This window comes from Bradyrhizobium sp. NBAIM03 (genome assembly GCF_020194055.1).
Lineage (GTDB): Bacteria > Pseudomonadota > Alphaproteobacteria > Rhizobiales > Xanthobacteraceae > Bradyrhizobium > Bradyrhizobium yuanmingense.
The window spans coordinates 58,365-84,173 of the sequence record NZ_JADYVS010000007.1; the positions used below are offsets into that span (position 1 = coordinate 58,365).

At 65.2% G+C, this 25,809-nt stretch carries 29 protein-coding genes and 1 tRNA gene; 18 read left to right on the forward strand and 12 right to left on the reverse strand.

Features of this window, described 5'->3' with window-relative positions:
• Positions 1-233 precede the first annotated feature (233 nt).
• Positions 234-1,652: a M20 family metallopeptidase gene (locus tag I6F21_RS12410; RefSeq protein WP_035996763.1), complete on the reverse strand. Its 1,419-nt coding sequence runs from the start codon at positions 1,650-1,652 to the stop codon at positions 234-236.
• 264 nt (positions 1,653-1,916) lie between these two features.
• Between I6F21_RS12410 and I6F21_RS12415 the strand changes: the two genes are divergently transcribed.
• From I6F21_RS12415 to I6F21_RS12425, 3 genes are all read left to right on the forward strand, one after another.
• Positions 1,917-2,888, forward strand: a complete 972-nt coding sequence (locus I6F21_RS12415) for a S1C family serine protease (RefSeq protein WP_225140763.1) — start codon at positions 1,917-1,919, stop codon at positions 2,886-2,888.
• A 26-nt stretch (positions 2,889-2,914) separates the two neighbouring features.
• Complete coding sequence (locus I6F21_RS12420) at positions 2,915-3,985, forward strand: phospholipase (protein ID WP_225140762.1); 1,071 nt, start codon at positions 2,915-2,917, stop codon at positions 3,983-3,985.
• Between the two features lie 80 nt (positions 3,986-4,065).
• Positions 4,066-4,272 carry a hypothetical protein gene (locus tag I6F21_RS12425; protein WP_225183167.1) on the forward strand — a complete coding sequence of 69 codons (207 nt, stop codon included), beginning with the start codon at positions 4,066-4,068 and terminating at the stop codon, positions 4,270-4,272.
• An 80-nt stretch (positions 4,273-4,352) separates the two neighbouring features.
• Here the strand turns inward: I6F21_RS12425 and I6F21_RS12430 are convergent, their stop codons facing one another.
• The 3 genes from I6F21_RS12430 to I6F21_RS12440 form a co-directional block, all read right to left on the reverse strand.
• Positions 4,353-5,012 (reverse strand): DsbA family protein, encoded by a 660-nt coding sequence (locus tag I6F21_RS12430; protein WP_035996797.1) that lies wholly within the window; start codon positions 5,010-5,012, stop codon positions 4,353-4,355.
• A gap of 111 nt (positions 5,013-5,123) precedes the next feature.
• Positions 5,124-5,567 (reverse strand): PaaI family thioesterase, encoded by a 444-nt coding sequence (locus tag I6F21_RS12435; protein WP_225113022.1) that lies wholly within the window; start codon positions 5,565-5,567, stop codon positions 5,124-5,126.
• 3 nt (positions 5,568-5,570) lie between these two features.
• Positions 5,571-5,999 carry an acyl-CoA thioesterase gene (locus tag I6F21_RS12440; RefSeq protein ID WP_035996751.1) on the reverse strand — a complete coding sequence of 143 codons (429 nt, stop codon included), beginning with the start codon at positions 5,997-5,999 and terminating at the stop codon, positions 5,571-5,573.
• 107 nt (positions 6,000-6,106) lie between these two features.
• On the opposite strand from I6F21_RS12440, the gene I6F21_RS12445 reads away from it, so the two are divergent.
• On the forward strand, positions 6,107-6,655 hold the full coding sequence (locus tag I6F21_RS12445) for a TetR/AcrR family transcriptional regulator (protein WP_225183168.1): 549 nt from the start codon (positions 6,107-6,109) through the stop codon (positions 6,653-6,655).
• Between the two features lie 113 nt (positions 6,656-6,768).
• Here I6F21_RS12445 and I6F21_RS12450 read toward each other — a convergent pair whose 3' ends face one another.
• Positions 6,769-7,251, reverse strand: a complete 483-nt coding sequence (locus I6F21_RS12450; RefSeq protein WP_225183169.1) for a hypothetical protein — start codon at positions 7,249-7,251, stop codon at positions 6,769-6,771.
• 201 nt (positions 7,252-7,452) lie between these two features.
• On the opposite strand from I6F21_RS12450, the gene I6F21_RS12455 reads away from it, so the two are divergent.
• Both I6F21_RS12455 and I6F21_RS12460 read left to right on the forward strand, forming a co-directional pair.
• Positions 7,453-7,737 carry a PsiF family protein gene (locus I6F21_RS12455; RefSeq protein WP_225183170.1) on the forward strand — a complete coding sequence of 95 codons (285 nt, stop codon included), beginning with the start codon at positions 7,453-7,455 and terminating at the stop codon, positions 7,735-7,737.
• A gap of 100 nt (positions 7,738-7,837) precedes the next feature.
• Entirely contained in the window at positions 7,838-8,923 is a 1,086-nt protein-coding gene (locus tag I6F21_RS12460; protein WP_225183171.1) for an AbrB family transcriptional regulator, read from the forward strand.
• A gap of 3 nt (positions 8,924-8,926) precedes the next feature.
• On the opposite strand, the gene I6F21_RS12465 is transcribed toward I6F21_RS12460, so the two are convergent.
• The gene (locus I6F21_RS12465) at positions 8,927-9,466 is read right to left on the reverse strand and encodes a disulfide bond formation protein B (protein WP_225183172.1); all 540 of its coding nucleotides are present in this window, start codon (positions 9,464-9,466) and stop codon (positions 8,927-8,929) included.
• Between the two features lie 155 nt (positions 9,467-9,621).
• Between I6F21_RS12465 and I6F21_RS12470 the strand changes: the two genes are divergently transcribed.
• Positions 9,622-9,706 (forward strand) — tRNA-Leu (locus I6F21_RS12470).
• Between the two features lie 94 nt (positions 9,707-9,800).
• Here I6F21_RS12470 and I6F21_RS12475 read toward each other — a convergent pair.
• Positions 9,801-10,685, reverse strand: coding sequence for an arginase family protein (locus tag I6F21_RS12475; protein WP_225183173.1), 885 nt, complete (start codon positions 10,683-10,685; stop codon positions 9,801-9,803).
• 19 nt (positions 10,686-10,704) lie between these two features.
• Entirely contained in the window at positions 10,705-11,082 is a 378-nt protein-coding gene (locus tag I6F21_RS12480) for a VOC family protein (RefSeq protein WP_035996730.1), read from the reverse strand.
• 142 nt (positions 11,083-11,224) lie between these two features.
• On the opposite strand from I6F21_RS12480, the gene I6F21_RS12485 reads away from it, so the two are divergent.
• The 4 genes from I6F21_RS12485 (at position 11,225) to I6F21_RS12500 (ending at position 15,242) form a co-directional block, all read left to right on the forward strand.
• The gene (locus I6F21_RS12485) at positions 11,225-12,091 is read left to right on the forward strand and encodes an alpha/beta hydrolase (RefSeq protein ID WP_225183174.1); all 867 of its coding nucleotides are present in this window, start codon (positions 11,225-11,227) and stop codon (positions 12,089-12,091) included.
• A gap of 137 nt (positions 12,092-12,228) precedes the next feature.
• Positions 12,229-12,456 (forward strand): hypothetical protein, encoded by a 228-nt coding sequence (locus I6F21_RS12490; RefSeq protein WP_225183175.1) that lies wholly within the window; start codon positions 12,229-12,231, stop codon positions 12,454-12,456.
• A gap of 159 nt (positions 12,457-12,615) precedes the next feature.
• Positions 12,616-13,299, forward strand: coding sequence for a response regulator transcription factor (locus tag I6F21_RS12495; protein WP_035996793.1), 684 nt, complete (start codon positions 12,616-12,618; stop codon positions 13,297-13,299).
• On the forward strand, positions 13,296-15,242 hold the full coding sequence (locus tag I6F21_RS12500; RefSeq protein ID WP_225183176.1) for an ATP-binding protein: 1,947 nt from the start codon (positions 13,296-13,298) through the stop codon (positions 15,240-15,242). Before I6F21_RS12495 ends, I6F21_RS12500 begins: the two co-directional genes overlap by 4 nt.
• 136 nt (positions 15,243-15,378) lie before the next feature.
• Here the strand turns inward: I6F21_RS12500 and I6F21_RS12505 are convergent, their stop codons facing one another.
• Entirely contained in the window at positions 15,379-15,663 is a 285-nt protein-coding gene (locus tag I6F21_RS12505) for a hypothetical protein (RefSeq protein WP_035996722.1), read from the reverse strand.
• A gap of 234 nt (positions 15,664-15,897) precedes the next feature.
• Here I6F21_RS12505 and I6F21_RS12510 point away from each other — a divergent pair, with 234 nt between their 5' ends.
• Positions 15,898-16,122 carry a hypothetical protein gene (locus I6F21_RS12510; RefSeq protein ID WP_035996719.1) on the forward strand — a complete coding sequence of 75 codons (225 nt, stop codon included), beginning with the start codon at positions 15,898-15,900 and terminating at the stop codon, positions 16,120-16,122.
• An 80-nt stretch (positions 16,123-16,202) separates the two neighbouring features.
• Here I6F21_RS12510 and I6F21_RS12515 read toward each other — a convergent pair whose 3' ends face one another.
• Positions 16,203-16,625, reverse strand: coding sequence for a GFA family protein (locus tag I6F21_RS12515; protein ID WP_036040263.1), 423 nt, complete (start codon positions 16,623-16,625; stop codon positions 16,203-16,205).
• An 87-nt stretch (positions 16,626-16,712) separates the two neighbouring features.
• A complete protein-coding gene (gene mddA, locus I6F21_RS12520; RefSeq protein WP_225157527.1) occupies positions 16,713-17,501 on the reverse strand; it encodes a methanethiol S-methyltransferase in 789 nt (262 codons plus the stop codon).
• Positions 17,502-17,634: 133 nt separating this feature from the next.
• Here mddA and I6F21_RS12525 point away from each other — a divergent pair, with 133 nt between their 5' ends.
• Positions 17,635-19,182 (forward strand): winged helix-turn-helix domain-containing tetratricopeptide repeat protein, encoded by a 1,548-nt coding sequence (locus I6F21_RS12525; protein WP_225183177.1) that lies wholly within the window; start codon positions 17,635-17,637, stop codon positions 19,180-19,182.
• A 29-nt stretch (positions 19,183-19,211) separates the two neighbouring features.
• Here the strand turns inward: I6F21_RS12525 and irr are convergent, their stop codons facing one another.
• Positions 19,212-19,697 carry a Fur family transcriptional regulator Irr gene (irr, locus tag I6F21_RS12530; RefSeq protein ID WP_225140746.1) on the reverse strand — a complete coding sequence of 162 codons (486 nt, stop codon included), beginning with the start codon at positions 19,695-19,697 and terminating at the stop codon, positions 19,212-19,214.
• 180 nt (positions 19,698-19,877) lie between these two features.
• On the opposite strand from irr, the gene I6F21_RS12535 reads away from it, so the two are divergent.
• The 5 genes from I6F21_RS12535 (at position 19,878) to I6F21_RS12555 (ending at position 25,670) form a co-directional block, all read left to right on the forward strand.
• The gene (locus I6F21_RS12535) at positions 19,878-20,189 is read left to right on the forward strand and encodes a hypothetical protein (RefSeq protein ID WP_225140744.1); all 312 of its coding nucleotides are present in this window, start codon (positions 19,878-19,880) and stop codon (positions 20,187-20,189) included.
• 301 nt (positions 20,190-20,490) lie between these two features.
• Positions 20,491-22,041 carry an ABC transporter substrate-binding protein gene (locus I6F21_RS12540; protein ID WP_035996790.1) on the forward strand — a complete coding sequence of 517 codons (1,551 nt, stop codon included), beginning with the start codon at positions 20,491-20,493 and terminating at the stop codon, positions 22,039-22,041.
• A gap of 199 nt (positions 22,042-22,240) precedes the next feature.
• Positions 22,241-23,212 carry an ABC transporter permease gene (locus I6F21_RS12545; RefSeq protein WP_035996702.1) on the forward strand — a complete coding sequence of 324 codons (972 nt, stop codon included), beginning with the start codon at positions 22,241-22,243 and terminating at the stop codon, positions 23,210-23,212.
• Complete coding sequence (locus I6F21_RS12550; RefSeq protein WP_035996700.1) at positions 23,209-24,048, forward strand: ABC transporter permease; 840 nt, start codon at positions 23,209-23,211, stop codon at positions 24,046-24,048. Before I6F21_RS12545 ends, I6F21_RS12550 begins: the two co-directional genes overlap by 4 nt.
• Positions 24,049-24,050: 2 nt before the next feature.
• Positions 24,051-25,670, forward strand: coding sequence for an ABC transporter ATP-binding protein (locus tag I6F21_RS12555; protein WP_225183178.1), 1,620 nt, complete (start codon positions 24,051-24,053; stop codon positions 25,668-25,670).
• The last annotated feature ends 139 nt before the right edge of the window (positions 25,671-25,809 follow it).

Genomic DNA, 25,809 nt, shown 5'->3' on the forward strand with positions numbered 1-25,809 from the left:
GGATGCAGGCGGCCGCTCGCGACCGCCTAGTTTAGCTGGCGGTAGATGGCACACCGAATGGGGTGCACGTCAACTGGGACCGTGTGTATGCAAACGGTCTATTGGCTGTCCGTTGGGCAAAATTGCGCTCCGCAGCCCATCCGTTCGGCAATCCAGCATCAAAATCTGCTGGATTGCGCGCTGCACTGCGGAAAATTTGTTCGCTGGATCAGACGAAGTATCGAGGCGAATTCCTACGCCACGGACATGTCGAGCGGCGGCGCGACGTGATCCGGCAACGGACAGACGTAAGGAGTGCGGGCCGTCCGCTTCTGGAGATCCGCCTTGGCAACCTTGATCAGCTCCGGTTCCGTCAACGCCTTGATGCCGAGACCTGCCATCGCCTTGGCGGCCTGCACCATGGCCTTGTGCGCGTGCGGGCTCTTGCCCTGCGCCACCACCTGCCAGGTGTGGAAGGGCGTGCCGATTGCAACCGTCGGTGCGTGCACCTGCACGGTCGGCACCACCCAGCTCACGTCGCCGACATCGGTGGAGCCGACCAGCGGATTGCGCTTGGCATCGAGCGGCACCAGGAAGTCGGCCAGCGGCCGATCGGTCGGCTCCATGCCGATCGCGTAATAGACCGAGGCGATATCCTTGTCGCTCAAGGTCGCACGGATCTGGCCGGCAAAGCTCTTGTCCGCATCGTCGAAATGCGGCGGTCCGAGCTCTTCCATGACCTGATGCAGCGCCTGCTCCAGCGGCGTGTTGGGCAGGATGTTGGAGACCGCGGAGATGATCTTCATCTCGACCTTGGTCTCGGTCATCAACGCCGCGCCTTGCGCGATCTTGGACACACGCTCGACCAACTCGTTCATGCCGGGAAGATCGCGCGCGCGGATCGAATAGCGCACGCGGGCATGGGCCTGCACCACGTTCGGCGCGATGCCGCCGGTGTCGAGCAGGGCATAGTGCACGCGCGCGTCGCTCGGCATGTGCTCGCGCATGTAGTTCACGCCGACATTCATCAATTCCACCGCATCGAGCGCCGAACGGCCGAGATGCGGCGAGGCCGCCGCATGCGAAGTGCGGCCGGTGAAGATGAAATCCGCGCGCGTATTCGCAAGCGAGGGCGTTACCGCCACCTCCCAGAAGCTGTGCGGGTGCCAGGTGATGGCGATGTCGGCGTCCTCGAACGCGCCGGAGCGCACCATGAAGGCCTTGGCCGCGCCGCCTTCCTCCGCCGGACAGCCGTAATAGCGCACGCGGCCGGGCACCTTGTTCTCGGCCAGCCAGTCCTTCACCGCGGTCGCGGCGAGCAGCGCTGCGGAACCGAGCAGGTTGTGACCGCAGCCATGGCCATGGCCGCCGGTCTCGATCGGGCGATGCTCGGCGACACCCGCCTCCTGGCTGAGGCCCGGCAGCGCATCGTACTCGCCCATGAAGGCAATGACCGGACCGCCCTCGCCCCACTCGCCGATCAGCGCAGTCGGGATGCCGGCGACGTTCTCAGTGATGCGGAAGCCCTGATGACGGAGCTCGGCGAGATGCTCGGCGGCGGACCGCGCCTCGGTGTAGCAGACCTCAGGCATGCCCCAGACCCTGTCGCTGAGGTCGATGAAGCGTGCCTTGATCGTGTCGATGCCACGCCAGATGTCGCTGCGGTTGTCCATGCTTGTCGTCCGTGATCCCTTGGTCAAACGAGGCGGCAATGGTTAGCAGCTTCACTGCACGGCGCCTAGCACCGCGCCGGACAGCAGCCATGCGCCGGATCAGATGACGATGTGTTTCCAGGCCTTTCCAAGATTTCACGCGGCGTTCTCCCGAATAGTTGGGAACGAGGCTTTCAAGACGGCCTGCTCCGGCCTAAATTAGGCGTGCTTCGCGCGTCGCTCCGCCAGCCTTGCCGGAGCGATGCTCTCAGCCAGGAGAACTCCATGAGCGCTCTGACCGAATGGAGAGTGCCGCCGGCGAACCAGCCGCGGGCGAGCGACTATGGTTTCGATCTCGACCGCGCACTCGGCTCCGTCGTCGGCCTGCACGCCATCATCCCTCCGGACGCCTTCAGTGCCGAGACGCTGGGCACCGAACGCGCCGGCAACGGCGTCGTGATCGATGAGGGCCTGGTGCTCACGATAGGTTATCTCATCACCGAGGCAGAGTCGGTCTGGCTGCACCGCGCCGACGGACGAGTGGTGGAGGGCCATGCGCTCGGCTTCGATTCCGAGACCGGGTTCGGGCTGGTGCAGGCGCTCGGCCAGCTCGACATTGCGCCGCTGCCGCTCGGTTCGTCGGCGGCGACACGAATCGGCGACCGCGTCGTGGTCGGCGGCGCCGGCGGACGCACGCGTTCGGTCGCGAGCCAGATCGTGGCCAAGCAGGAATTCGCCGGTTACTGGGAATATCTGCTGGACGAGGCCATCTTCACCGCTCCCGCGCATCCGAACTGGGGCGGCACGGCATTGCTCAACGAACGCGGCGAGCTGATCGGCATCGGCTCGCTCCAGCTCGATCGCGAACGTGACGGCGAGGCCGAGCACGTCAACATGATCGTGCCGATCGACCTCCTGAAACCGGTCCTGGAGGACTTGCGCAAGTTCGGCCGTGTCAACAAGCCGGCACGACCCTGGCTCGGACTCTATTCGACCGAGATCGACAACCGCGTGGTGGTGATCGGGATCTCCGCCAATGGCCCGGCCGCCCGCGCCGAGCTCAAGACCGGCGACGTCATTCTCGCCGTGAACGGTGACAGGGTGACGAGCCAGACCGCCTTCTACAAGAAGATGTGGGCGCTCGGCGCCGCCGGCGTCGACGTGCCGCTCACCGTTCATCACGAAGGCGTCACCTTCGACGTCACCGTGACGTCGACCGATCGCTTCAAGCTCCTGAAGGCGCCGAAGCTGCACTGATCCAAAAGGCTTTGAGGAAGCGGGCGATGACCGAGGCCGTGGTGGACGACATCGTGGCCGTGCTGCCGCCGCTGCTCAATGCGCTGGAAGCGCTCGGCTTCTTCCAGCGGCATCTGCATCCACCGGCCTTCGCCTCGGTGATGGATGCGATCGGCACGCCGGACGAGGCGCTGCAGACGGCGCACGCAGCAATCGGGGATTGGCCGGAGCAGTTCGGAGGCTTGCGCGAGCGGCTCGATCGCGCCTGCGGCGAGACGCTCGCTGCCTTTGCCGGCATTCGTGAGGTCGAGCGTGGCCATGGCGATCTCGTCGCGGTGTTCCGCGCGCTGCGCCTTGTCCCGCGCGCGCAGGAGGCGCTCTATCCGCTGGCAGCGCAGTTTCCGCCGGTGAGCAGCTTCTTCCTCAACGCCGCCAATCGCGACAATGCGGATTTGTTGTCGCGGCTCCAAGCCAGCGCGGGCGAAGATACCGGCATCTTCCACGACCACAACGAGCCTGGCAGCCGCGGCGGCTTCTCGGTCTATGTCCCCGAATATTATGCGCCCGAGCGTGCCATGCCGCTGGTGATGGCGCTGCATGGCGGCAGCGGCAACGGACGCGGCTTTCTGTGGAGCTGGCTCCGCGACGCCCGCACTCTCGGGTCGATCCTGGTGGCGCCGACCGCGACCGGCCCGACCTGGGCGCTGATGGGCGACGACACCGACACACCGAACCTCATGCGCATCATCGATACTGTACGCGGCCGCTGGCGCATCGACCCCTCGCGCATGCTGCTGACCGGCATGAGCGACGGCGGCACCTTCTGCTACGTCACCGGCCTCGACGGCGCCTCGCCCTTCACGCATCTCGCCCCGGTTGCGGCGACCTTCCATCCGCTGATGGCGGAGATGGCCGACGCAACGCGCCTGCAAGGCTTGCCGGTCTTCATCACTCACGGCAAGCTCGACTGGATGTTTCCGGTGCAGACCGCACGGCAGACGCAGGCGGCGCTGTCCGCCGCCGGTGCCCAAGTCACCTATCGAGAGATCGACGACCTCAGCCACACCTATCCGCGCGAGATCAATGCGGAGCTGATGGAGTGGCTGAATGGAGAATGAACAACCTCACTTGGATGCGCCGCATAGTCGCGGAACCATCACTCCGGGCCGACGTTATCGCCCGTCACCGGAGGTTCGCCATGCAGACTTTTTTCGGAATGATCCTGGGCGCGTTGCTGCTTGCGGGCGGCGTCTACGTCTATGATTCCATGCAGACGTCGTCAGTCGCCAAAGGCGACATCGCGACCACCAACCGAGCGATCGTGAACTGGGACGTCGCCAAGGCCGATTGGGATGCGCTGCGCGATCGCGCGCACAAGGACTGGGTCCGGATCTCGTCGAAGTAATTTCGTCCGATCGACATGAACGAGGCGCCGTCGCAGACCCGCGACGGCGCCTTTGTATTGCGTCCTGAAATATCGCCGGCTCAGTTCATCTTGGCCTTGCGGGCGTCGGCGATGACCTGCTCGAACTCGGTCATGCTGAGCACGCCGGGCACGCGATACTTGCCGACGATGAAGGACGGGGTGCCCTGGAAGCCGAAAGCTTCAGCCTGCTCGTTGTTGCGCTTGAGGATGGCGTCGATGTCCTTGGCGTGGCCGGTGAGATCGCGCTTCAAGCGGTCCATGTCGACCCCGGCAGCCGCGAGCAGCTCGTTGATGCGCGGCTCGGTCAGGCGCGAGCTGACGCCGATCAGGGCGTCATGGGCCTGGTGATACTTGCCCTGGAACTTGGCCGCCAGCGCGCTCCGCGCCGCGGTGACCGAAACCGGCCCGAGGATCGGCCAGTCCTTCATGACCAGCCGCACCTTGCCGTCGTCCTGGACCACCTGGCGCAGCTCGGGCTCGAGCTTGCGGCAATAGGGACAATTGTAGTCGGACCATTCGACGATGGTGATGTTGCCGTCGGGATTGCCTGCGACCGGCGTGTCGGGATCGCGCAGCACCTTGGCTTCGGTCAGCACCTCGTCATCGCCGGTGGCGGCGCGCGCCGAAACGATCCCACCCACGGCGAGAGCGCCCGCTCCGATCAGCGTCAAGGCTGCGCGCCGGCTCGGCCCAAGGCCATTATTCCCAAATCCAGTCATATCGTCCCGTTCCGGTCCCGTCTTGCGGATATACGCCCGCGCCCCGGCCATTGTTACGGGTCATATAGAATGCCGCGGGCGCGATTGCCACGCGAATCGCGCCCGGCTCGACTAAGCCGCCGGCAGCATCGCCATCAGGGTCCCGCTCATCGTGGCGATCGGCGTGATCTTGCCGTCATGCTCGGCGTAGGCCTTTGCCTCGCAGAAGGTCAGCGTGCGGCCGGGCTTGACCACTTCGGCCTTGAAGACGAAACGCTCGCCGCGGGCAGGCGCGAGCAGCGTGGTCTTGAATTCGACGGTGAGGATACCGGCCTCCGCCGGCATCAAGCTGAAGGCCGCAACGCCGCAGGCGTTGTCGAGCCCGGCCGTGATGATGCCGGCATGGATGAAACCATTCTGCTGCGTGAGGGCCGGCGCATGCAGCATCGCCAGCTCGACCTCGCCCGGCGCGAGCCGGACGATCACGATACCGAGCGTGCGCATGGCCGGTTGGGCATCGAACATGGCGATGGCCGCCGCGCGATAGCCCGGGTTTTTCGGCTCGAATGCGGTCATGGCTCACACCTCGGCTGGTTCGGCAAGATGCTTCAAGGCAGCTTCGCGAATGCAATCGGCGAACGGGGCGGACTTGCGGAGCTGACGGTCCATGTGCACGCCGGTGATCTCGCACGTCGCCGCGAGCTCGCCGGTCTCGGCATTCGTCATGTCGTGCCGGAAGCGGATCGACTTGTCCCTGATCTCGAGCAGATGGCTGCGGATCTCGACGATGTCGCCGGCGAGCAGCTCGCGCTTGTAGGCGATGTTCTGCTGCACCGCGGCCATGCCGCGGCCGGAGATGCGCAAATAGCTCGGCGTCAGGCCGAGACGAGCGAACAGATTCCAATTGGCCTCGTCGAACTTGCCGACATACCACATGATGTTCATGTGCCCGACATGGTCGCATTGCCACGGATAGACCGTGCCGCGATAGGTCGCCTCCTGCTCCATCGCATTTCCTCCCGCAATTTCGTCCTTGCTCGTTGATACGGTAGCGTATCAAACCCGTGTCACGTTAGCAATACGGCACCGTATCAAGACCGGGTGAGGCTTTCTTCATGAGCGACGGCAAGGGCGACGTCTGGGTCGAGGCTGGGTTTGCCGAGCTCGGCCGCGCGGGGGTGGAGGGCGTGCGGGTCGAGGTGCTCGCCAAGAATCTCGGCGTCACCAAGGGCGGCTTCTACCGGCGCTTCGCCGACCGCGCCGCACTGCTCGAGGCCATGCTCGAAGCCTGGCGCAAGGGCCGCATCGCCGCGATCGCGCAGCAGACGAGCCTCGACGGACAAGCGCCCCGCGAGCGGCTGAAGGCGGTGATCCAGCTTTATTCCGAGCGGCTCAATCCAGAAGGGATGGCGATCGAGCTCGCGATCCGGCAATGGGCCCGATCGGAGGACAACGCCGCGGCGGCGGTGGCGAGCGTCGACGCGGCGCGGCTCAGGCACGTCGGCGACCTCTATCGGGCGACCGGCCTTGCGGCCGAAGAGGCCGATGCGCAGGCCTTTCTGTTCTACTGCTTCATCTTCGGCCAGAGCCTGTTGTTCGTCGAGAGCGGTCCGCGCAAGCGGTCGCAACTCCTGGCGAAATCGGCCGAGAAGCTGCTCGACTGAGCATGATCCGGACCCCAAGCGCCGGGTGAGCGCAGGTGTTCTGACAAGATCATGCGCGACAGTTCAGGCGAAAAGGCCGGAGCGTTGCTCCGGCCTTCGCAGCAATGCGAAGCTCAGGCGGCGCCCTTCAGCTTCTTGGTGCATTCGCTGTAATAGCCGCCGCCCTTCTGAATCCACTTCAAGCCACCGTTGCCGTTGGTGGTCTTGTTGGCATTGTACTGGTCGACGCAGGTGTGCAGGCGCGCCTTGCCGGGCGTCTCCTTGGCATATTTCGGATCGACCGCGTTCGGGTAGACCGCAGGTCCGGCCGGCAGGGCCGGCACGGCGGCGGGTGCCTCTTCCTTCTTGGCCTGCTTCGGCTCCGCGGGAGCTGTGGGCGCAGCCGCAGTCGGCGCAGCGGCGGGTGTCGCATCGGCACCACATTGGGCCTTGCGGAAGTCATTCCACTTCATGGTGCCGAGCGAGCCGTCCTTCTTGGCGGCCTGGTACTTCGCGCTGCACTGCTGCGCGGTCAGGGCCTGCGCCGGCACGCTCGCCAGCAATGCCGCGACACCGGACGCTGCGATCGCACACAACAATTTCGTCTGAATGGTCATCCCTGGGTCTCCTGCCTGATCTTCCCTGACGGAAGTGAATTGAGGATTGCTATCCTAGCGTGCCGGCCGCTTGCGACAAGGACGCGATGCGTTGCGCCGGCAAAATATAGTGATGCTGCCGCTCGGCTTCATTCATGTCGCGTTCAGCAACGCGAGCCGACGTTCCAGCCCTTCGCAATTCTCGTTAGCAGAGTGCACCACATGACCTTCACGTCCCGCCTCGCCGCCGTTGCTCTCGCCTCCCTGCTCGTCACCGGCACCGCCATCGCGCAGACCGCCGCGCCGGCCGCCAAGATTGATGCCGCTGCCGCGACCGAGAAGAATGCGAAGGAGCGCTCGGCCGAGTCGCTCGAATGCTCCAGGCAGGCGGATGCCAAGGGATTGAAGGGGAAGGAGCGCAAGAAATTCCGTCGCGAATGCAAAAAGGAGGCGAAGGCCGGCAGCGCAGCCGCAGCTCCCACAGCTCCCGCAGCCGACAGGAAATAAGCCCCTCAGGATTCCTTCCGAGCCTCCGCGGGAGAGCCCGCGCATTGCGGCATGACGAGCCTGCAATTGTGCGCCTCGCGCCGATTTGCGATAAGGTGGCGTGAAGCACATCACCGCCTCCCTGTCGTTCGAATGGCCGAGCCGTGCCACGCTCCTGAGCACGGTGGAGACGCTCGTCATCGGCACCGCCGGCGGCCTTGTGTTTCTGCTCGCCGGCCTTCCCGGCGGGCTGATCTCGGGCTCGATGATCGCGGTCGGGATCGCCGCGATCGCCGGCCGTCAGCTGATCTTGCCGCCGCTCCTGACCCAGACCGTGCTGGTGCTGCTCGGCATCTCATTGGGCTCGGTCGTCTCGCGCCATTTGCTTCAGCAGGTCAGCACCTACCCGGTCACCATCGGCCTGCTTGCGCTCGCCACGTTCTGCTCCACGTTCGGGTCGAGCTATTACCTACAGCGCATCCATGGCTGGGACCGCACCTCGGCCTTCCTGGCCGGCAGTCCCGGCGCGCTGTCCCAGATCACGATCCTGGCGGTCGAGCGCGGCGCCGATTTGCCGGGCATTGCGGTGGTGCAGACCATGCGCGTCATCATCCTGACCGCCGCGCTGCCGATGGTGCTGGCGATTGCAGGCGTCACGCCCTCGGCTGCGCCGTCGCTGACGACGGCCACCGCCTCGCCGCTCGACCTGCTCGAGCTGGCCGCCGCGTCGCTGGCCGCAGCGCTCGTGTTGCGGCTGATCAAGTTTCCCGCGAGCTGGATGTTCGGCGCGATGATCGGCTCCAGCGTGCTGCATGGTGCCGGATGGGTCGAGGGCGGCCTGCCGGAGTGGGTGCGCGGCGTGGCACTGATCGGGATCGGCGCACTGATCGGCAGCCGTTTCGCGCGGATGCGGATCAAGACGCTCGCCGGCCACCTCCGCGCGGCGCTGGGCTCGTTTGCCGTGGCCATCGCCGTCTCCGCGATCTTCGTCGGCATCGTGGCGCTGACCACGGAGGTGAAGTTCTCCGACGTCGTCGTCGCCTTCGCGCCGGGCGCGATGGACGCGATGCTGGCGCTGGCCTTGACGCTGCACATCGACCCGATCTTCGTCGGCGCCCACCACCTGTCGCGTTTCGTCTTCGTGACGATCGCAACGCCGGGCATCGTGCACCTGTTCGGGCGCACGCAGGACGACGTGGACGATTGAGCTTTAGCGCTTCGCGGTCTGCACGAATCCCCACGCGGCGATCGCGGCCATCACGAGCGAGATCAGCACGTTGTAGCCGGCGAGCGAGAGGCCGAGGAAGCGCCACTGCACCTCGTCGCAGCGCACCACCTTCACGGTGTCGAGCTTCGACAAGAGATCAGCAGCGCTACCGAGATTGACGACCGGACCGGAGCAATCGGTCGGCCCCTTCCAGAACCCCCATTCGACCCCGGAATGGTAGGCGCCGAGGCCGGCATTGGCGAGCGTCGCCAAAGCGAGGATCGCGAGCCCAGCCAGCAGCAGCGGCCGCGGCGCGCCGCTTCGCGCCGCCAGCGCCGTCAGCACACCGAGCGGTATCGCAAGGTAATAGGCGTAGCGCTGCTCCAGGCACAATGGGCAGGGCAGGATCTCCAGGACGAGCTGGAAGAACCAGGCGCCCGCAATCGTGGCTGCGCCGATCAGCGTGACCAAGGCCGCGGCGGTCAGCGCGGGGCTCGTGGCGCCCGGCTTGAACGCAGGTATGGCGGCACTCTGGGTGGTCACGGCAGCCTCTTTCGTATCTCGCGCGCCCTAAGCCTCTAGCCCCGGCCCATGCGGCTGTCGAGAACGGCCGGGATCACTTTGGCGCGGGTTGACCCCGTCCCGTCCATGGCTATAGTCCGCCGGCTTCGCGACGCCGCCTATGGGGCCGACCGAGGGCCCCTGTGGCGGAACTGGTAGACGCGCTCGACTCAAAATCGAGTTCCGCAAGGAGTGCTGGTTCGATTCCGGCCAGGGGCACCACGCTTCGCCCTTTGGGCTTCGCGTGGGGGCTAGAAGGGCGAAGCGTGTCCGGCGAAGCCTCTTGGCGAAGTCGGACTGGTTCAGCAAACTCGAACTACGACCCGAGCGTTGCTGCGAGCACATCGGCCAGGCCACGCCCGGCGCTGCCGTCTTCATCCAGGCCCGGATTGTAAATGGTGATCTCCAGGCCGACCGCCTTGCCACTCGCCAAGCCAACCCGGAGCACGGTCGATAACTCGTCCCACGACAACCCACCCGGCACGCGAAAATCGACAGCCGGCATGATGGCATCGTCGAGACAATCGGCGTCGAGATGGATGAAGAAGCCGTCCAGCTCGGCTCGCATCAGGTAATCGACGGCTTCGCGTGCAGCGGCCTCGATGCCCCGCGCCCGCACAGCCGGAAGATCAAGCACCTTGAGCTCTTCGGGAAGCGGCTGGCTTCCATATTCCGCCTGATCCTGGTGATCGCGATATCCAAACGCCACAATGTCTTCAGGGCGGACCAGAAGACCGTGACCTTCGATGTCGGCCAGGAGGGACGGGCCGTAGCCGGAAACGAAGGCAAGGTCCATCGAGGCGCCCTCACCATTGGGCTCCGCCTCGGGCTGGAAAAAATCGGCGTGGCCGTCGATGAACAACAGGCCGTAGCGGCCGCGCCGTCGAAGCGCGAGCATCGAGCCCAGCAAGATCGTGCAATCGCCGCCCAGCACCAGCGGAAACTCGCCCGCGACAAGCACCGCTTCCACCGCGTCGGCGAGCTGGGGCGACCACGCCGCTATTGCGCCGGCGTTCAAGATGCCGGTCTCGGGATCCGGCACCGGATCTTTCGAAGGCACCACCAGCCGCCCGGCGCGGCGTGCGCCGATGCGCTCCGCAAGTCCAAGCTTCAGCAGCTGTTCGGGCAAGCGCTCCACGCCGTCGGTCGCAAGGCCGAGCGTCGAAGGAGCTTCGATAATTGCATAGGGCATGGTCGGCATGGCGCCTTCCCGCTCGCGACTATTGTGCCGAGTAGGTCACGGCCTCGATCTTGTGACCGTCTGGATCGCGGACAAACGCCCCATAATAGTTGAGGTCGTAACTCGGCCGCAGCCCGGGAGCGCCAGCGTCGCTGCCACCATGCTCTAATGCTGCTGCGTAGAAGCGATCGACCATCGCGCGGTTCTCGACGGCAAAGGCGATATGACTGCCGTTACCCACGGTCGCGGGTTTTCCATCGATCGGAACTTGAACGCTGAAGTGAAACGTCCCGCTTCCGTAGCCCAGTCCACCCTCGTCCTCGGCCATCGGCGTGATCCCGACGACCGGCAAGACCGCATCGTAGAAGCGCTTCGCACGCTGAACATCATTCGTACCGACGGAGACATGATGGATCACAACGACCTCCCGTTCCGGTGTTGCTTCGTAACGGTGAGCTTCCGGTCGTTGTTCCGCAGAGCCGCCTGCGGTTCTACCCACCACGAAGCAGATGCCGGGAACCCCGCCCCCGAAGTTGCTTTATCTACAAAGGAAGCAAGACATGGACACACGCGTCAGACATTGCAGGGTCCGGATCGGATCCGCGGATACCTTCTACCGAGAAGCCGGTCCTGAACGCGCGCCCGTCGTTCTGCTGCCGCACGGCTATCCCTGTTCATCCTACGAATTCCGCAATCTGATGCCGCGACTGGCCGATAATTGGCGGCTGATTGCTCCCGACTATCCCGGGTTCGGCTATAGCGGGACACCTGATGACTTCGACTACAGCTTCGACGGCTATGCCGCGTGGCTCGACCAGTTCGTGAAGCAGCTGAAGATCGAACGCTTCGTGATCTACCTTCATGATTTTGGCTCACCGATCGGAGCGAGGCTGGCGATCATGCGGCCTGAGAGGGTGGTGGCCCAGATCATTCAAAACGGCGACATACCTTACGAAGATGCGCTTGGCCCGGCATACGCTGACATCGAGAAGTCCTGGTCACTGCCCGATCAGGAGATGCGTGCGGCGATGAGGGAAGCTATCACTGAAGAGAATTTCCGGGACGAGTTCCTGAATGATGTGCGTGCGGACATGGCTGGACTGATCGCGCCGGACCTTTGGCGATTGCACTGGTCGCTGATGACCGAGCGGCGGAAAGACGCCGCCGCAGACGTTCTGTTTGGCCTCAAGGCGAACCGCCAATGGTTTCCCGAGCACCGCCGATATCTTCAGCAGCACAAGCCGCCAACATTGATCCTGTGGGGGCCGCAGGACCATTACATGCCTGAGGAGTCAGGGCGGGCCTATCTCCGCGACCTGCCGGATGCCGAACTGCATCTCCTGGATGGCGGCCATTGGCTGCTCGAAACCAACCTCGATGAGGTTGTCGCGCTGACGCGATCATTTCTCGAACGGATCGAACCTTAACGGGCAACGACAGCGCTTTTGTCGCCAACCGGCACCGGCGCGGGCGGCAAGCTTCCCCGATCGTCCCCGGGGCGTTCGACTTCCCCCAGATATTCCCTATATCGTGCGGCAACGATCTGATGCAGCGGACCGCTTCGATGGCCAGGAGACGCACGACGGAGACGGACGACCTTCCCCGCTATTTCGTCTGGGTCCGGGGGCTCGAAGGGCCCGAGCCGCAGAAATGGACGGCGATGGATTTCGGCGTCGGCGAGTGGAAGCGGCCGCTCGTGCTGGCCTATCTGGAGCTGCCGGAAGACGAACGGCCGCTGTCGCTATCGGTCCTGGCGCGGCGATATCCGCCGCCGCGGGTTGATCTTTCGTAAGCTGGATTGGCGGCGGCACTCCGTCGCGCGGCAACGTTGGGTCGGCACATGGCAGTCCCGTGACTTTCCCGCCCCCATGATTATGGGTGTCACGGCCTTCGGGCTACGGTTAGACTTGCCTCGCGCCGCGGGGGACACGCGGATCGCGGGACCATGATCATGACCGAACAAGGCGAGACGGGTGAAGCCATCACCATCCTCCTCGTCGAGGACGATGCGCCGACCTGCTGGCGGCTCCAGGATGCGCTGGTCAAGGCCGGTTACGAGGTACGCAGCGCCGGTACGCTCGCAGAGGCGCGGCAAGCCCTCGCCGCCGGCGCGCCGCGCGTGCTGCTGACCGACCTGCGACTGCCCGACGGCCACGGCGTCGAGCTGATCCGCGAGATGCGGCAGCGCTTCCCCGACACCGAAATCATGGTGATTTCCGCGCTGGGCGACGAGGAAAGCGTGATCTCCGCGATCACGGTCGGCGCCACCGGCTACCTGCTCAAGGACGCCTTCCCCACCGACATCGCCACCACGGTGCGCGATCTGGTCGCGGGACATTCGCCGATCTCGGCCTCGATCGCCCGCTTCATCGTGCGCAGGACGCAAGGTGCCGCGCAGAATTCGGCGGAGCCGCCGCCCGGCCCCGCGCTCAACACGGCAAGGCTCACCCCGCGCGAGATCGACATCCTGTGGGGCATCGCCAAAGGCTTCAGCTATGCCGAGATCGCGAGCCATCTCGGCCTGTCCAAGCAGACCGTGCCTGGGCATATCAAGAACATCTATCGCAAGCTCGAGGTGCATACGCGCAGCGAGGCAGTGTTCGAGGCGGTGCAGCAGGGCCTGATCAAGCTGTGAGCGAGATCGCGGCCAAAGCACCTACGAAGGCATCCGCGAAGGCACCGACACGCCCGCGGCGCCGGCTAATCGCCTCGCGCCTCGTGCCCTATCTGCTGCTTCAGGTGCTGATCGTGATCGTCACGATCCTGGGGATTCGGGTGCTGCAGCCGAGCGATCCCGAAGACTTCGCCGTGACCGATTTTTCGGTGCGAGAGGACGGTCTGACGCGCCCCGTGACGCTGCCGCATTTCACCTCGTCGCGCTATTCGCTGGCCGACCCGCCGATCTACGCCGGCACCTTCACGTTCCGGAGCGGCGATGCGGCCTCGGGCTGGTCGGTGTTCCTGCCGCGCTTCAGCAACGCGGTGGAGGTCGCCGTCAACGGCGTCGTCGTGCTCGACTCCCGACGCGACACCAACGCCAACCGGCCCGACCGCAACACGCCGCAGATCGCCGCCATCCCCGCGTCGCTGCTGCGCGAGGGCGGAAACGAGATCACGGTGCGGCTGTTCGTATGGGGCCCGCTCAAGGGCTTCCTCGACACCGTCTATGTCGGGCCGGATGCCGCCTTGCGCCCGGCCTATGAGACACGCACGCTGCTGTTCGTCACCCTGCCGGTGGTGTTTTCCGCCTGGCAGGCGATCCTGGCCGTCATCCTCGCGATCATGTGGCTGATGCGGCGTCACGAGCCGGTCTATGGCGTACTGGCGACGGCGATGGTGCTCGGCGTGGTGCAGGCATTCGCGCCGCCGCCGGTGCCGCCGGCTACGGTTTCGCACCTGGCCGCGGTGCTGCTGGCCTCCGCACCGATCGAGAGCGCGCTGATCGTCGTGTTCGGCGTGCTGTTCTTCGGCTGGCGCTGGCCGCGCTACGGCACGCTGCTGTTCGTGCCCGGCGTCCTCGTGTTCGTGGTCGGGCTGATCGGAGGCCCACCGCTGCCGCGCATCCTGTTCCTGGTGCTCGGCATTCCCACCGTCGGGCTCTGCCTGTTCCTGATGGCCTGCGTCACCGCAACCGCGGTGGTGCGACGGCAGGACGCGGCGAGCTTCACGATCGGCTGCGCGGTGACCATCGTGCTGGTTTGCTGGGTCCAGGACATGCTCACGGTGCTCGATATCGTGAGCAACGATCGCATCTTCGTCTCGCGCCTGTCCTATTCGGCGATGCTGGTCGCGATCGGCGCCGGGCTGACCTGGCGCTTTGCCCGCGCCTTGAACCAGGTCGACAGCTTTGCCGGCCAGTTGGTGACGCGGGTGCGGGAGGCCGAGGAGCGGCTGAAGGCGAGCTTTGCCCGCGAGGAGGAGCGCGCCCGCGCGGCGGCGCTCGCCAACGAGCGCACGCGCCTGATGCGAGACCTGCACGACGGCCTTGGCGGCCAGCTCGTAAGCATCGTCGCGCTGTCCGAACGCGGCAGCACGGGCGCGAGCATCACGGATGCCGCCCGCGCGGCGCTGAAGGATCTCCGTCTCGTGATCGATTCCATGGACGACATTGGCGGCGACCTGATGCTGGCGCTCGGCTCCTGGCGCGAGCGCGCCACGGCCCAATTGCGCCCGCACGACATCACGCTCGACTGGCGCGTGGCGACGCCGCAGGGCCTGCCGCTGCATCCCGAGCTCAGGCCATGGCACGTCGTCCAGATCGTGCGCATCCTCGACGAAGCCGTGACCAATGCGGTCAAGCACGCGCAGGCCCGCCGCATCGCGGTGACCATCGACACGTTCGACGCGGGCCAGGGGCCGTACGGCGTGATCAGCGTGACTGACGACGGAGGCGGCTTTGCGCTGGCCGGCAATGGCGAGGCCGCGGGGGCCGGCCAGACCGCGCGCGGCTTGCGCAACATGAAAAGCCGCGCCGCCCGCTGCGGCGCGGTGCTCGACCTGACGTCTGATTCCTCCGGCACGCGCGTGCGGCTGAAATTGCCGCAACGTTTTCCCGACAGCGACATGGCCGCGGGCTGAAAGGGCCCCCTCCCCGAACGTGTGGGGCGCACGGAGAGAGGGGACGGGCCGGGTAAAATTGGCTGCGGAGGACGGGGGGGTTCGTCCGCAGGCCCCTTGGCCCGAAGCGATGCATCAATTCAATGAAGCGGAAATATCAGCGCACGCCGACGCGATTGACCGGGCCGCCGCGATTCATCGGCGTGCCGGCACGCACACCGACACCGGGCGCGCCGACACCGGGGGTCGCGACGGCAGCCCGCGCGACCGGCGCTCCCACCACCACGGCGCCAGTCGGCCGCACCACGCAGCCCTTCGGCACGCCGACGGTCTTGCAATAGACCACGGCCTGCGCCGGGCTCGTGCCCAGCGACACCATCGCCGCGCCCGCCAGCGCCATGACCGTCAGCCCTGCGCCCAGCGCTCCAGCTCTCTTCGACATCTTGCTCTCCTGGTTCCGTTCGGCGTCCCGACGCAATCACCGGGTCTCGCAGCCGAGGTGCAGCCTGAATGACAAAAGTCGGCGCGCGGATACATGCCATGAAGATGGGGGTACCGCGGGCGGGAGGACTGGCCGCTGCCATGAACATGGCATGGACCGGCGCCCGGCCTTTGCGGAATGGTCCGGCCCGATTGATCCCGGTCGGGACCAACGAGAATTCCAAAGAGGTGCTCCATGAAGATTTCGGTTCTTGCCGCGCTGCTGCTCGCAGCTGCCGCCCTGCCTGCTGCCGCACAGTCCGGTCCATCTGTGCAGGAGCAAATGGCCTGCCGCGGCGACGCCAGCAAATTCTGCGCCGAGCATATCGGCAAGCCGTCGCAGATGAATGCCTGCCTGCGCGAGAACAAGTCGAAGCTGTCCGATTCCTGCCGCAAGGTGGTCGAATCGCGCGGAGGCTAGTCGTTCATCCTTCTCTCTTGGAAGAAGCCAGAGAGGGCAGCGCTCTGCCGCCCTCTCGAAAAAATGCCAAAGGCGCGCCGCTATTCCTGCATCATTTCGCCGCTTCCGCCGAACTCGGCGGGAAAATCCTTCAGCTTGGGCAGGCCATCGCGCATCGGCAGCACGGTCTCGGCATAGTTGACGTGGACGCCGGGCGTGAACGCGAGGGTGGGGATGGTGGCGGCGAAAACGTCGACCAGACCGAGCGGCGGATGGTTGGTCATGAGATGGCCACCGCACTTCCTGCAATATTTGCGCTGGCTGAGCGGCGTCTTGACGAAGGTCTCGACATTCTGAGCGCCTTCGGTGATGCGCACGGCTTCCGGCTTCCACAGGCTGAAGGCGTTGACCGGGCCGCCCGACCACGAGCGGCAGGAGCGGCAATGGCAGTAACCCATCGCCTCCGGCGCGCCCGTGACCTCGACCGTGACCGCGCCGCAGAAGCAGTTTCCGACATGTTTCATTTGAACGTCTCCCTTTTTCCGATGGATCGCTATCGCGCGTCGGCGCCCGCGCGCCGTTTCGATTGGATGCGCGGGGCTTGGCCTAGACTATACCGACCGGCGCCAGGGAATAAGCATGGAGACGCGTTGCTTGTACTGCCGGTACTCGTCGCCGAAGAGATCGACGAGATCGCTCTCCTCCAGCGCGATGCCGACGAAGATGTAGAGCGTGGTCACGGCCGCGAACAAGAGATGACCCGCGGTCATGACTGGCGCCGCCCAGAACGCGATGATGAAACCGAGATAGATCGGATGGCGGACGAACTTGTAGAGCAGCGGCGTCTTGAAACGCGGCGGCTGCATTTCCTTGCCGACGAGATGATTCGTCACCTGATGCAGGCCGAACAGTTCGAAATGGTTGATGATGAAGGTCGAGGTGAACACCAGCACCCAGCCAGCGAAGGACAATGTGACCAGTGTCACGGCAAGATCGGGGTTCTCGACCTCCCATATGACCGCGGGTAGCGGACGCCACTGCCAGAACAGCAGGAGCAATGACAGGCTCGCGAACAGCACATACGTGCTTCGCTCGACCGGCTTGGGGACGAACTGCGTCCACCAATCCTTGAATTGCCGGCGTGCCATCACGCTGTGTTGAACTGCGAACAGCGACATCAGCAGCAGATTGATAACGACCGCGCGAACGACGGGCGCTTCGGCACCGGTATCGATGGTCTTGGGCACCATCACCCCCATGACGAAGCCGATCGCGTAGAGAATGGTGACGAAAAACACGAGATACGCCGCAATTCCGTACAGAAAGGCGATGAACCTGAAAATACGAGAGCCCGTAACCTCCGGGCCGAGAGAATGAACCTGGTGATCAATTTGGGTCATGAAACACTCCGTTGTGCCGAGGCATCGACACGGTTTGGTCTTCGCACCATGCCGGATCGGACGTCCCGCGGCTTTCGCGGACGATTGATTTTCGCCTGAGACGACTTTGATTTTTGCTTGAGACGACGAGAACGTGCGATTTCGCTTTGAAAACAACGTGCTGGACGGCGACCTCCGGGAGCTCACTTGCGACGGAAAACCCGTCCCGTTGCAGCCGCAGGTGTTCGATCTGCTGCTTTATCTGGTCACGCAACGGGCGCGTGTGGTCAGTAAGGATGACCTGATCAGCCAGGTCTGGAACGACCGCATCGTCTCGGATTCCGCCCTCAACAGCCGGATCAACGCCGCGCGCAAGGCGCTCGGCGACGACGGCGCGAGCCAGCGCCTGATCAAGACCATTCCGCGCAAGGGCTTTCGGTTCGTCGGCGAGGTCCGGGAAGAGGTGGCGGCATCGCCCGCGCGGACCGAAGCCAGGCTCGCTCCCCCGCGCATGGCGGACCGCCCGGCGGTCGCGGTGCTCGCCTTCGAGAACAAGAGCGGGGATCCCGAGCAGGACTATTTCGGCGACGGGATCAGCGAGGACATCCTCACCGCGCTGTCGAAGCAGCGCTGGTTCATGGTGATCGCCCGTAACTCCTCCTTCACCTACAAGGGACGCGCGGTCCATATCAGGCAGATCGCCGAGGAGCTCGGCGTCCGCTACATCGTCGAAGGCAGCGTGCGCAAGACGGACAACCGGGTGCGCATCACCGCGCAGCTCAACGACGCCGTGTCGGGCGGTCATCTCTGGGCCGAGCGCTATGACCGCGAGCTCGTCGACGTCTTCGCCGTGCAGGACGAGATCACCAACGCGATCGCCGCCGCGATCGAGCCGCAGATCCACGCCGCCGAGAATTTCCGCAGCCGTCGGAAGCCGCCGGCGAGCCTCGACGCCTGGGACCTGTTGATGCGCGCGCTGTCGCATTATTGGCGCGTGACCCGGCAGGACCATGCGGCCGCGAAGGCGCTGCTCGCGCGCGCGATCGCGATCGATCCGGATTACGGCCAGGCGTTGTCGGTGCTGGCCGTGAACGACATGTTCGGCGTGCATCTCGGCTGGACCGAGCTGGCCGCGGTTGCGCCGTCCGCGGAAGCCGCCGCGCTCAAAGCGGTACGCTGCGACCATGAGGACGCCTGGGCACATGCCGCGCTCGGCAGCGTCTGCTTCTCGACCCGCAGGCTCCCAGACGCGCTGTCCGAGTTCGAGCAGGCGCTCGCGCTCAATCCGAACTTCTCGCTGGCGCAGGGCTATTACGCGCTGGCACTGTCCTATGCCGGACGCTCGAACGACTCGTTCGAGGCCGCGCAAAAGGCGATCCGGTTGTCGCCGCGCGATCCGTCATTGGCGATCTATCACGGTATCGCCGCCTATGCGCGCTTCACCGAACGGCACTATGGCGAGGCCATCGCGCTGGCGCGCGAGGCGATCCGCCACCGCGGCGATCTTACCGGCGCATACCGCGTGCTCGCCGTCTCCGCCGGCATGACTGGCGATGGCACGCTTGCGGAAATGGCACTCGGAGAGCTCCGCCGCACCCAGCCGGGCATCTCGCTGCACTGGATCGCGACGCAGCTACCGTGGGCCAATGAGCGAGATCGCGAACACTATCTGGAGGGATTCCGCCGCGCCGGGTTGCAGTGAGGCGTCTTAGCCTCCCTGCAGCGCAAGCGCTAGGTTCGCTTCCGGCGTAAATGGACGACGACATCGAGCCGCGCGATCTCGTGGCCGGGAAGCGCCTCGGGCATCTTGGTGAAGGCGAGGCCCTCGGCCACGTCGACCAGCACGTCCTCGCCTTCGAGATAGAAATGCGGATGCAGGGACGTGTCGGTGTCGAAGAACGACTTGATGCCGTCGGCCGCGATCCGGCGCAAGAGGCCCGCTTCGGTGAACTGGTTCAGCGTGTTGTAGACGGTGGCGAGCGACAGGTATGCGTTCGCAGCCATCGCTTCTGCGTAGAGACTTTCTGCGGTGACGTGACGATGGCCGCCCAGGAACAGCAATCGGCCCAGCGCCACGCGCTGGCGTGTCGGGCGCAAGCCGACATTGCCGAGCAATTGCAGGCAGTGCTGCACGCCCGCATCCGGCGACGGCTCAAGACCGGCGACATCGGATCCGCCGTCGTCATCCGCAGGGATAGTCGTGGCCTGAATGTCCATCCATCGTCTCACGGCTCAAGCAAACGGGATGCGCAGCCGCGTCCCGCTACTTGCCATTCGATCGCAAAAGCGGCGGGCCGGCTTTGATCCGGATCAAATTTGGCGTCGACCGCCTCTGACCTGGCGCAAGGCGGGCCGGCTCATTCCCGGCCAGAATGCGCGGGCATAGATGAGGTTCGCATGTCCAAGCCGGTTCCCGACAAGGCAGAGGTCGCACTCGAATATCCCGACAAATTCTATGTCGGCACCTTCGAGCATTCGTCCCGCTTCGAGGCGAAGCTCGACGGCAGCGGCATTGCGCTGGTGCTGCAACATCCTGGTGCGGCCGATGAACGCAAATCGGTGCATCTGCACATCAACTTCGGCCTTCTGGCCGGAATCCTGCGGGAGCTCGCCGGCAGCGTCGCCGCGCTGCCCAAGGACGACATCGCGCACCGCGAGCAGCTTGCAGAGGCGCTCGACGAATTGCGGCGGGCGCTCGGCGCAAAATGAGGGGCTGATGCTTTTGGTCGCAGGCGCGGACTTGTGCACTGCCCCTGCATGCTCTCTTCACTTCTGAAGGCCGCCTGATCCCTCGGAGCTGGCCGATCTGCCGTGCCGTCGCACAGGCGGAGAAACAGGACGAGCTGTACATTTTTTGTGCGAGCACTGTCGCGACTTTCATCTTGCCGCGCCGAACGGGACTGTGTGAGCCTCGATGGCGGATGGGGACTGGGATGGACCGACCGTCGCTTTGCGCGCGAGGGCGCGTGCGAAGCGTTTCCGGCTGGTCTCGCTTGAGAAAGATTACGACATGCCAAAACGAGTGTTGCTTGGTCTCCTCCTGGCTTGCGGCCTTGCGGCCCCTGCGCTGGCGCAAGAGCCGAAGACGGGGGGTGTGATCAATGCCGTGATCCAGCCCGAGCCGCCCGGCCTGATGCTTGCGCAGGTCCAGAACGGCCCGACCCAGATGGTCTCGGGCAACATCTTCGAAGGCCTCTTGCGCTACAGCCCCAAGCTCGATCCCCTGCCGGAGCTCGCCGAGAGCTGGAGCGTCAGCGAGGACGCCAAGACCTACATCTTCAAGCTGAAGAAGGGCGTGACCTGGCACGACGGCAAGCCCTTCACCGCCGCCGACGTGCTGTTCTCGATCGAGATGCTGAAGCAGACCCATGCGCGCGCCCGCACCAATTTGGCGCAGGTCGACAAGGTCGAGACGCCGGACGATCATACGGTGGTCTTCACGCTGAAGCAGCCGTTCGGCCCGTTCCTCGGCATCTTCGAGGTCGGCTCGATGCCGATGGTGCCGAAGCATCTCTATGCAGGCACCGACTGGAAGACCAACCCCTACAACAACGCACCCATCGGCACCGGCCCATTCATGTTCAAGGAATGGCAGAAGGGCTCGTTCATCCGCCTGGTCAAGAATCCGAACTACCACGAAAAGGGCAAGCCCCATCTCGACGAGATCTACTGGCAGATCATCCCGGACGCCGCCGCGCGCTCGGTGGCTTACGAGACCGGCAAGGTCGACGTGCTGCCCGGCGGCTCGGTCGAGAATTTCGACGTGCCGCGGCTGTCCAAGCTGAAGGACACCTGCGTCACCGGCGCCGGCTGGGAATTCTTCTCGCCGCTGGCCTGGCTGTGGCTGAACAACCGCCAGGGTCCGCTCGCCGACAAGCGGGTGCGGCAGGCGATCATGTATGCGGTCGACCGCGACTTCGCGAAGGACGTGATCTGGAACGGGCTCGGCAAGGTCGCCACCGGCCCGTCGGCCTCGACCATCAAGTTCTATACCGATGACGTGAAGAAATACCCCTACGATCCGGCCAAGGCCAAGGCACTGCTGAAGGAAGCCGGCTACAAGGGCGAAAAGATCCGCCTGCTGCCGCTCGCCTATGGCGAGACCTGGCAGCGCTGGGGCGAAGCCGTCAAGCAGAACCTCCAGGATGTCGGCATGACCATCGAGACGATCGCCACCGACGTCGCCGGCGGCAACCAGAAGATCGCCGAGTGGGATTACGACATCGCCTTTACCTATCTCTACCAGTACGGCGACCCCGCGCTCGGAGTGGGACGCAACTACATCTCCAGCAACATCGCCAAGGGCCAGATGTTCAACAACGTCGAGGGTTACTCCAACCCGGATATCGACAAGCTGTTCGCCGAGGGCGCGGTTGCAACGCCGGATTCCAAGCGCAAGGAGATCTACGAGAAGGCGCAGAAGATCCTGGTCGAGGACGTGCCGGTTGCCTGGATGCTCGAGCTGCAATTTCCGACCATCATGCGCTGCAAGGTCAAGAACCTGATCACCACGGGGATCGGGGTCAATGACGGCTTCAAGGACGCATGGCTCGACAAGTGAAGCCTCTTACCTCTCTCCCCTGCGGGGAGAGGTCGAATGTGCGCATAGCGCACATTCGGGTGAGGGGGAGTCTCCACGAGTCCAACTGCTGATACGTTCGCGGGAAGTCCCCCTCACCCCAACCCTCTCCCCGCAAGCGGGGCGAGGGAGTCACTCCGTCTCCGTGGCGCCAGGTCACATCACCAATATGACTCACTAGATGCTCTCCTTCGTTGCTCAGCGCGTCCTGAAGGGCGTGATCGTCCTGCTCGCGATCGTCGTTCTCAATTTCTTCCTGATCCGCCTGGCGCCTGGCGATCCCGCGATCGTGATGGCGGGCGAGGCCGGGGCCAGCGATCAGGTCTTCGTCAAGCAGCTCCGGGAGAAGTTCGGGCTCGACAAGCCGCTGCCCGAGCAGCTCTTCATCTACGTCAAGGGCGTCGTCAGCCTCGACCTCGGCTTTTCCTTCCGCCAGCAGGCTCCGGTCGCAAAACTGATCGGCGAGCGGCTGCCGGCGACGCTGTTGTTGACGCTGACCGCCTTCGCGATCTCGCTCACGCTCGGCATCCTGTTCGGCACCTTCGCCGCGCGCTTTGCCGGAACCTTCCTCGACACCGCCATCACCGTGTTCGCTCTGATCTTCTACGCCATGCCGATCTTCTGGGTGGCGCTGATGGGCATCCTCCTGTTCTCGGTCACGATGGATTGGCTGCCGAGCTTCGGTTACGAGACGGTCGGCGCCAATCTCACCGGCCTTGCCCACGCGTTCGACGTCGCAAAGCACCTGATCATGCCGGCGATGACGCTGGGACTGTTCTTCATGGCGACCTACACCCGCATGACGCGCGCCTCGATGCTGGAGGTGAAACGCCTCGACTTCGTCAAGACGGCGCGCGCCAAGGGGCTCTCCGACGCCGTGATCCAGCGCCGCCACGTGCTGCGCAACGCGCTGCTGCCGGTGGTGACGCTCGCCGGCGTGCATTCCGGCACGCTGATCGGCGGCGCCGTCATCACCGAGACCGTATTCGCCTGGCCCGGCATCGGGCGGCTGATGTACGACGCACTGCTGCAGCGGGATTACAATCTGCTGCTCGGCGTGTTCGTGATCTGCTCCGCCATGGTCCTCACCTTCAACCTCATCACCGACCTCGTCTATCGCCTGGTCGATCCGCGGATCGAATACGCCGCATGAAACAGTTCTGGAAATCGATGCTGAAGAGCCCGAGCGGCGTCATCGGGCTCGTCATCCTCCTGGTTGCAATCTCTGTCGCGGTGTTCGGACCGATGCTGTTCCCGAACTCGCCCTGGCGCATGGTGCAGCGGCCGTTCCTGCCGCCGTTCACGCTCGGGGCCGTGCCGCTCGGCACCGACGCGCTCGGCCGCGACATCTTCGCCGGCATGATCTTCGGCGCCCGCGTCTCGCTTCTGGTCGGTCTCGTCTCCACGCTGGCGGCGCTGATCGTGGGCGTGCCGATCGGGGCCATGGCCGGTTATTTCGGCGGCAAGGTCGACGACGCCCTGATGCGCTTCACCGAGTTCTTCCAGACCATTCCGAGCTTCGCGCTCGCGATCGTGCTGGTCGCCATCCTGCAGCCCTCGATCTATTCGATCGTCGCCTCGATCGCGGTGGTGAGCTGGCCGCCGGTCGCTCGCCTCGTGCGCGGCGAGGTGCTGTCGCTGCGCACGCGCGAATATGTCCAGGCCGCCGTCGTCACCGGCCAGAGCAACAGCTGGATCATCCTGCGCGAGATCCTGCCCAACGCGTTGTCGCCCGTGATCGTGCTGGCCTCGTTGATGGTGGCCACCGCGATCCTGCTTGAATCCTCGCTGTCCTTCCTCGGCCTCGGCGATCCCAATCTGATCTCCTGGGGCTACATGGTCGGCGCCGGCCGCACCGTGATCCGACAGGCCTGGTGGATCACCGTGTTTCCCGGCATCGCCATCCTGATCTCGGTGCTCGGGCTGAACCTGATCGGCGAAGGCCTCAACGATGCGCTCAATCCGCGCCTGTCGCGGGAGGGCCGCTGACGATGACCGCCTCGCCCGCCGTCTCCATCAGGAACTTGCGGATCGCGCTGCCCAAGGGCGCCGAGCGCCCCTTCGCGGTCGACGGTCTCTCGCTCGATCTGCAGCCCGGCAAGATCGTCTGCGTCGTCGGCGAGTCCGGCTCCGGCAAGTCGATGTGCGCGCATGCGCTGATGGGCCTTTTGCCGGATACGGTCTCGGTCACCTCCGGTGAAATCCAGTTCGAGGGCCGGGACCTGCTCAAGCTCGCTGACGACGGCTGGCGCGATCTGCGCGGCCGTCGGCTGGCGATGATCTTCCAGGAGCCGATGACCGCGCTCAATCCGTTGATGCGGATCGGCGACCAGATGGCGGAGATGTTCGAGGCGCACGGCCTGCTCACGCCGAAGGAGCGGCGGGCCAAGGCGCTGGCGCTGGCAAGCGAAGTCGGCCTGCCCGACCCTGAGCGTATCGTGCGCGCCTATCCGCACCAGCTCTCCGGCGGCCAACGCCAGCGCGCCATGATCGCGATGGCGCTCGCGCTCGAGCCCGCGGTGCTGGTCGCGGACGAGCCGACCACCGCGCTCGACGTCACCACGCAGGCCCAGATCCTGAAGCTGATCCGCAACCTCCAGCGGAGCCGCAACATGGCGGTGATGTTCATCACCCATGATTTCGGCGTGGTCGCCGACATCGCCGACCAGGTCGTGGTGCTCCGCCACGGCAAGGTCGTGGAGGAAGGTCCGGCCGCGGCCATCTTCAACGAGCCGCAGCACGACTACACCAAGGCATTGCTTGCCGCCGTGCCCTCGATGGATCCGCCGCCGCGAGAGCCATTGGACGATCGGGCCAAGGCCGTCGAGGTGATCGGGCTGGACAAGACCTACGTCACGTCGGGCGGCTGGTTCCGCCAGGCCCGCCGCGTCGATGCGGCGCGCGCGGTCAACTTCAACATCCTCAAGGGCGAGACGCTCGGCCTCGTCGGTGAATCCGGCTCGGGCAAGTCGTCGGTAGCGCGCCTGGTGATGCGACTGATCGAAGCCGACCGCGGCACGGTGCGGATCGGCGAGACCGACCTGACCTCGCTTTCCGGCAAGGCGCTGCGCGGCGAGCGCCATCGCATCCAGATGATCTTCCAGGATCCGTTCGCCTCGCTCAATCCGCGCCGCAAGATCGGCCACATCATCGCCGACGGGCCGATCGCAGCCGGGACCGATCCGAAGGTGGCGTTCGACCGCGCCCGCGATCTCCTCAAGATGGTGGGCCTGGACGCCGGCGCGCTCGAGCGCTATCCGCATGAATTCTCGGGCGGCCAGCGCCAGCGCATCGGCATCGCCCGCGCGCTTGCGCTCGAGCCGGAGATCATCGTCGCGGACGAGGCCGTCTCCGCGCTCGACGTCTCGGTGCAGGCGCAGGTGTTGAAGCTGCTGGAAGATCTCAAGGCGCGCCTTGGCCTGTCGATGCTGTTCATCACCCACGATCTGCGCGTCGCGGCCCAGATCTGCGACCGTATCGCGGTGATGCAGCGCGGCGCCATCGTCGAGCTGAAGCCGACGGCGCAACTCTTCGCCGCGCCCGAGCACGCCTATACGCGCGAATTGCTCGCAGCCGTGCCCGGACGGAAGGAGCACGCGCCGGCGGCCTGAGGCGGCTCGTCCTCGTTCATTGATTTCCGTGATGGTTCCAAAAACTTGCACGCCGAGCGAGGCGAAACATATTCGATTCAGCGGCATTTGCTTTCGTGAGATCATCCTTGCTCATGTCGGCAAGGGGTGACTTGACGCC

Bases quoted from the DNA above. Each gene is read 5' to 3' on its own strand.
- I6F21_RS12540 (WP_035996790.1), top strand. From the start codon at position 20,491: ATGCCAAAACGAGTGTTGCTTGGTCTCCTCCTGGCTTGCGGCCTTGCG.
- irr (WP_225140746.1), bottom strand. From the start codon at position 19,697: ATGGACATTCAGGCCACGACTATCCCTGCGGATGACGACGGCGGATCC.
- I6F21_RS12420 (WP_225140762.1), top strand. From the start codon at position 2,915: ATGACCGAGGCCGTGGTGGACGACATCGTGGCCGTGCTGCCGCCGCTG.
- I6F21_RS12425 (WP_225183167.1), top strand. From the start codon at position 4,066: ATGCAGACTTTTTTCGGAATGATCCTGGGCGCGTTGCTGCTTGCGGGC.
- mddA (WP_225157527.1), bottom strand. From the start codon at position 17,501: ATGACCCAAATTGATCACCAGGTTCATTCTCTCGGCCCGGAGGTTACG.
- I6F21_RS12435 (WP_225113022.1), bottom strand. From the start codon at position 5,567: ATGACCGCATTCGAGCCGAAAAACCCGGGCTATCGCGCGGCGGCCATC.
- I6F21_RS12415 (WP_225140763.1), top strand. From the start codon at position 1,917: ATGAGCGCTCTGACCGAATGGAGAGTGCCGCCGGCGAACCAGCCGCGG.
- I6F21_RS12510 (WP_035996719.1), top strand. From the start codon at position 15,898: ATGAAGATTTCGGTTCTTGCCGCGCTGCTGCTCGCAGCTGCCGCCCTG.
- I6F21_RS12430 (WP_035996797.1), bottom strand. From the start codon at position 5,012: ATGACTGGATTTGGGAATAATGGCCTTGGGCCGAGCCGGCGCGCAGCC.
- I6F21_RS12550 (WP_035996700.1), top strand. From the start codon at position 23,209: ATGAAACAGTTCTGGAAATCGATGCTGAAGAGCCCGAGCGGCGTCATC.
- I6F21_RS12490 (WP_225183175.1), top strand. From the start codon at position 12,229: ATGGCCAGGAGACGCACGACGGAGACGGACGACCTTCCCCGCTATTTC.
- I6F21_RS12515 (WP_036040263.1), bottom strand. From the start codon at position 16,625: ATGAAACATGTCGGAAACTGCTTCTGCGGCGCGGTCACGGTCGAGGTC.
- I6F21_RS12445 (WP_225183168.1), top strand. From the start codon at position 6,107: ATGAGCGACGGCAAGGGCGACGTCTGGGTCGAGGCTGGGTTTGCCGAG.
- I6F21_RS12455 (WP_225183170.1), top strand. From the start codon at position 7,453: ATGACCTTCACGTCCCGCCTCGCCGCCGTTGCTCTCGCCTCCCTGCTC.
- I6F21_RS12495 (WP_035996793.1), top strand. From the start codon at position 12,616: ATGACCGAACAAGGCGAGACGGGTGAAGCCATCACCATCCTCCTCGTC.
- I6F21_RS12450 (WP_225183169.1), bottom strand. From the start codon at position 7,251: ATGACCATTCAGACGAAATTGTTGTGTGCGATCGCAGCGTCCGGTGTC.
- I6F21_RS12485 (WP_225183174.1), top strand. From the start codon at position 11,225: ATGGACACACGCGTCAGACATTGCAGGGTCCGGATCGGATCCGCGGAT.
- I6F21_RS12545 (WP_035996702.1), top strand. From the start codon at position 22,241: ATGCTCTCCTTCGTTGCTCAGCGCGTCCTGAAGGGCGTGATCGTCCTG.
- I6F21_RS12555 (WP_225183178.1), top strand. From the start codon at position 24,051: ATGACCGCCTCGCCCGCCGTCTCCATCAGGAACTTGCGGATCGCGCTG.
- I6F21_RS12535 (WP_225140744.1), top strand. From the start codon at position 19,878: ATGTCCAAGCCGGTTCCCGACAAGGCAGAGGTCGCACTCGAATATCCC.
- I6F21_RS12440 (WP_035996751.1), bottom strand. From the start codon at position 5,999: ATGGAGCAGGAGGCGACCTATCGCGGCACGGTCTATCCGTGGCAATGC.
- I6F21_RS12410 (WP_035996763.1), bottom strand. From the start codon at position 1,652: ATGGACAACCGCAGCGACATCTGGCGTGGCATCGACACGATCAAGGCA.
- I6F21_RS12475 (WP_225183173.1), bottom strand. From the start codon at position 10,685: ATGCCGACCATGCCCTATGCAATTATCGAAGCTCCTTCGACGCTCGGC.
- I6F21_RS12505 (WP_035996722.1), bottom strand. From the start codon at position 15,663: ATGTCGAAGAGAGCTGGAGCGCTGGGCGCAGGGCTGACGGTCATGGCG.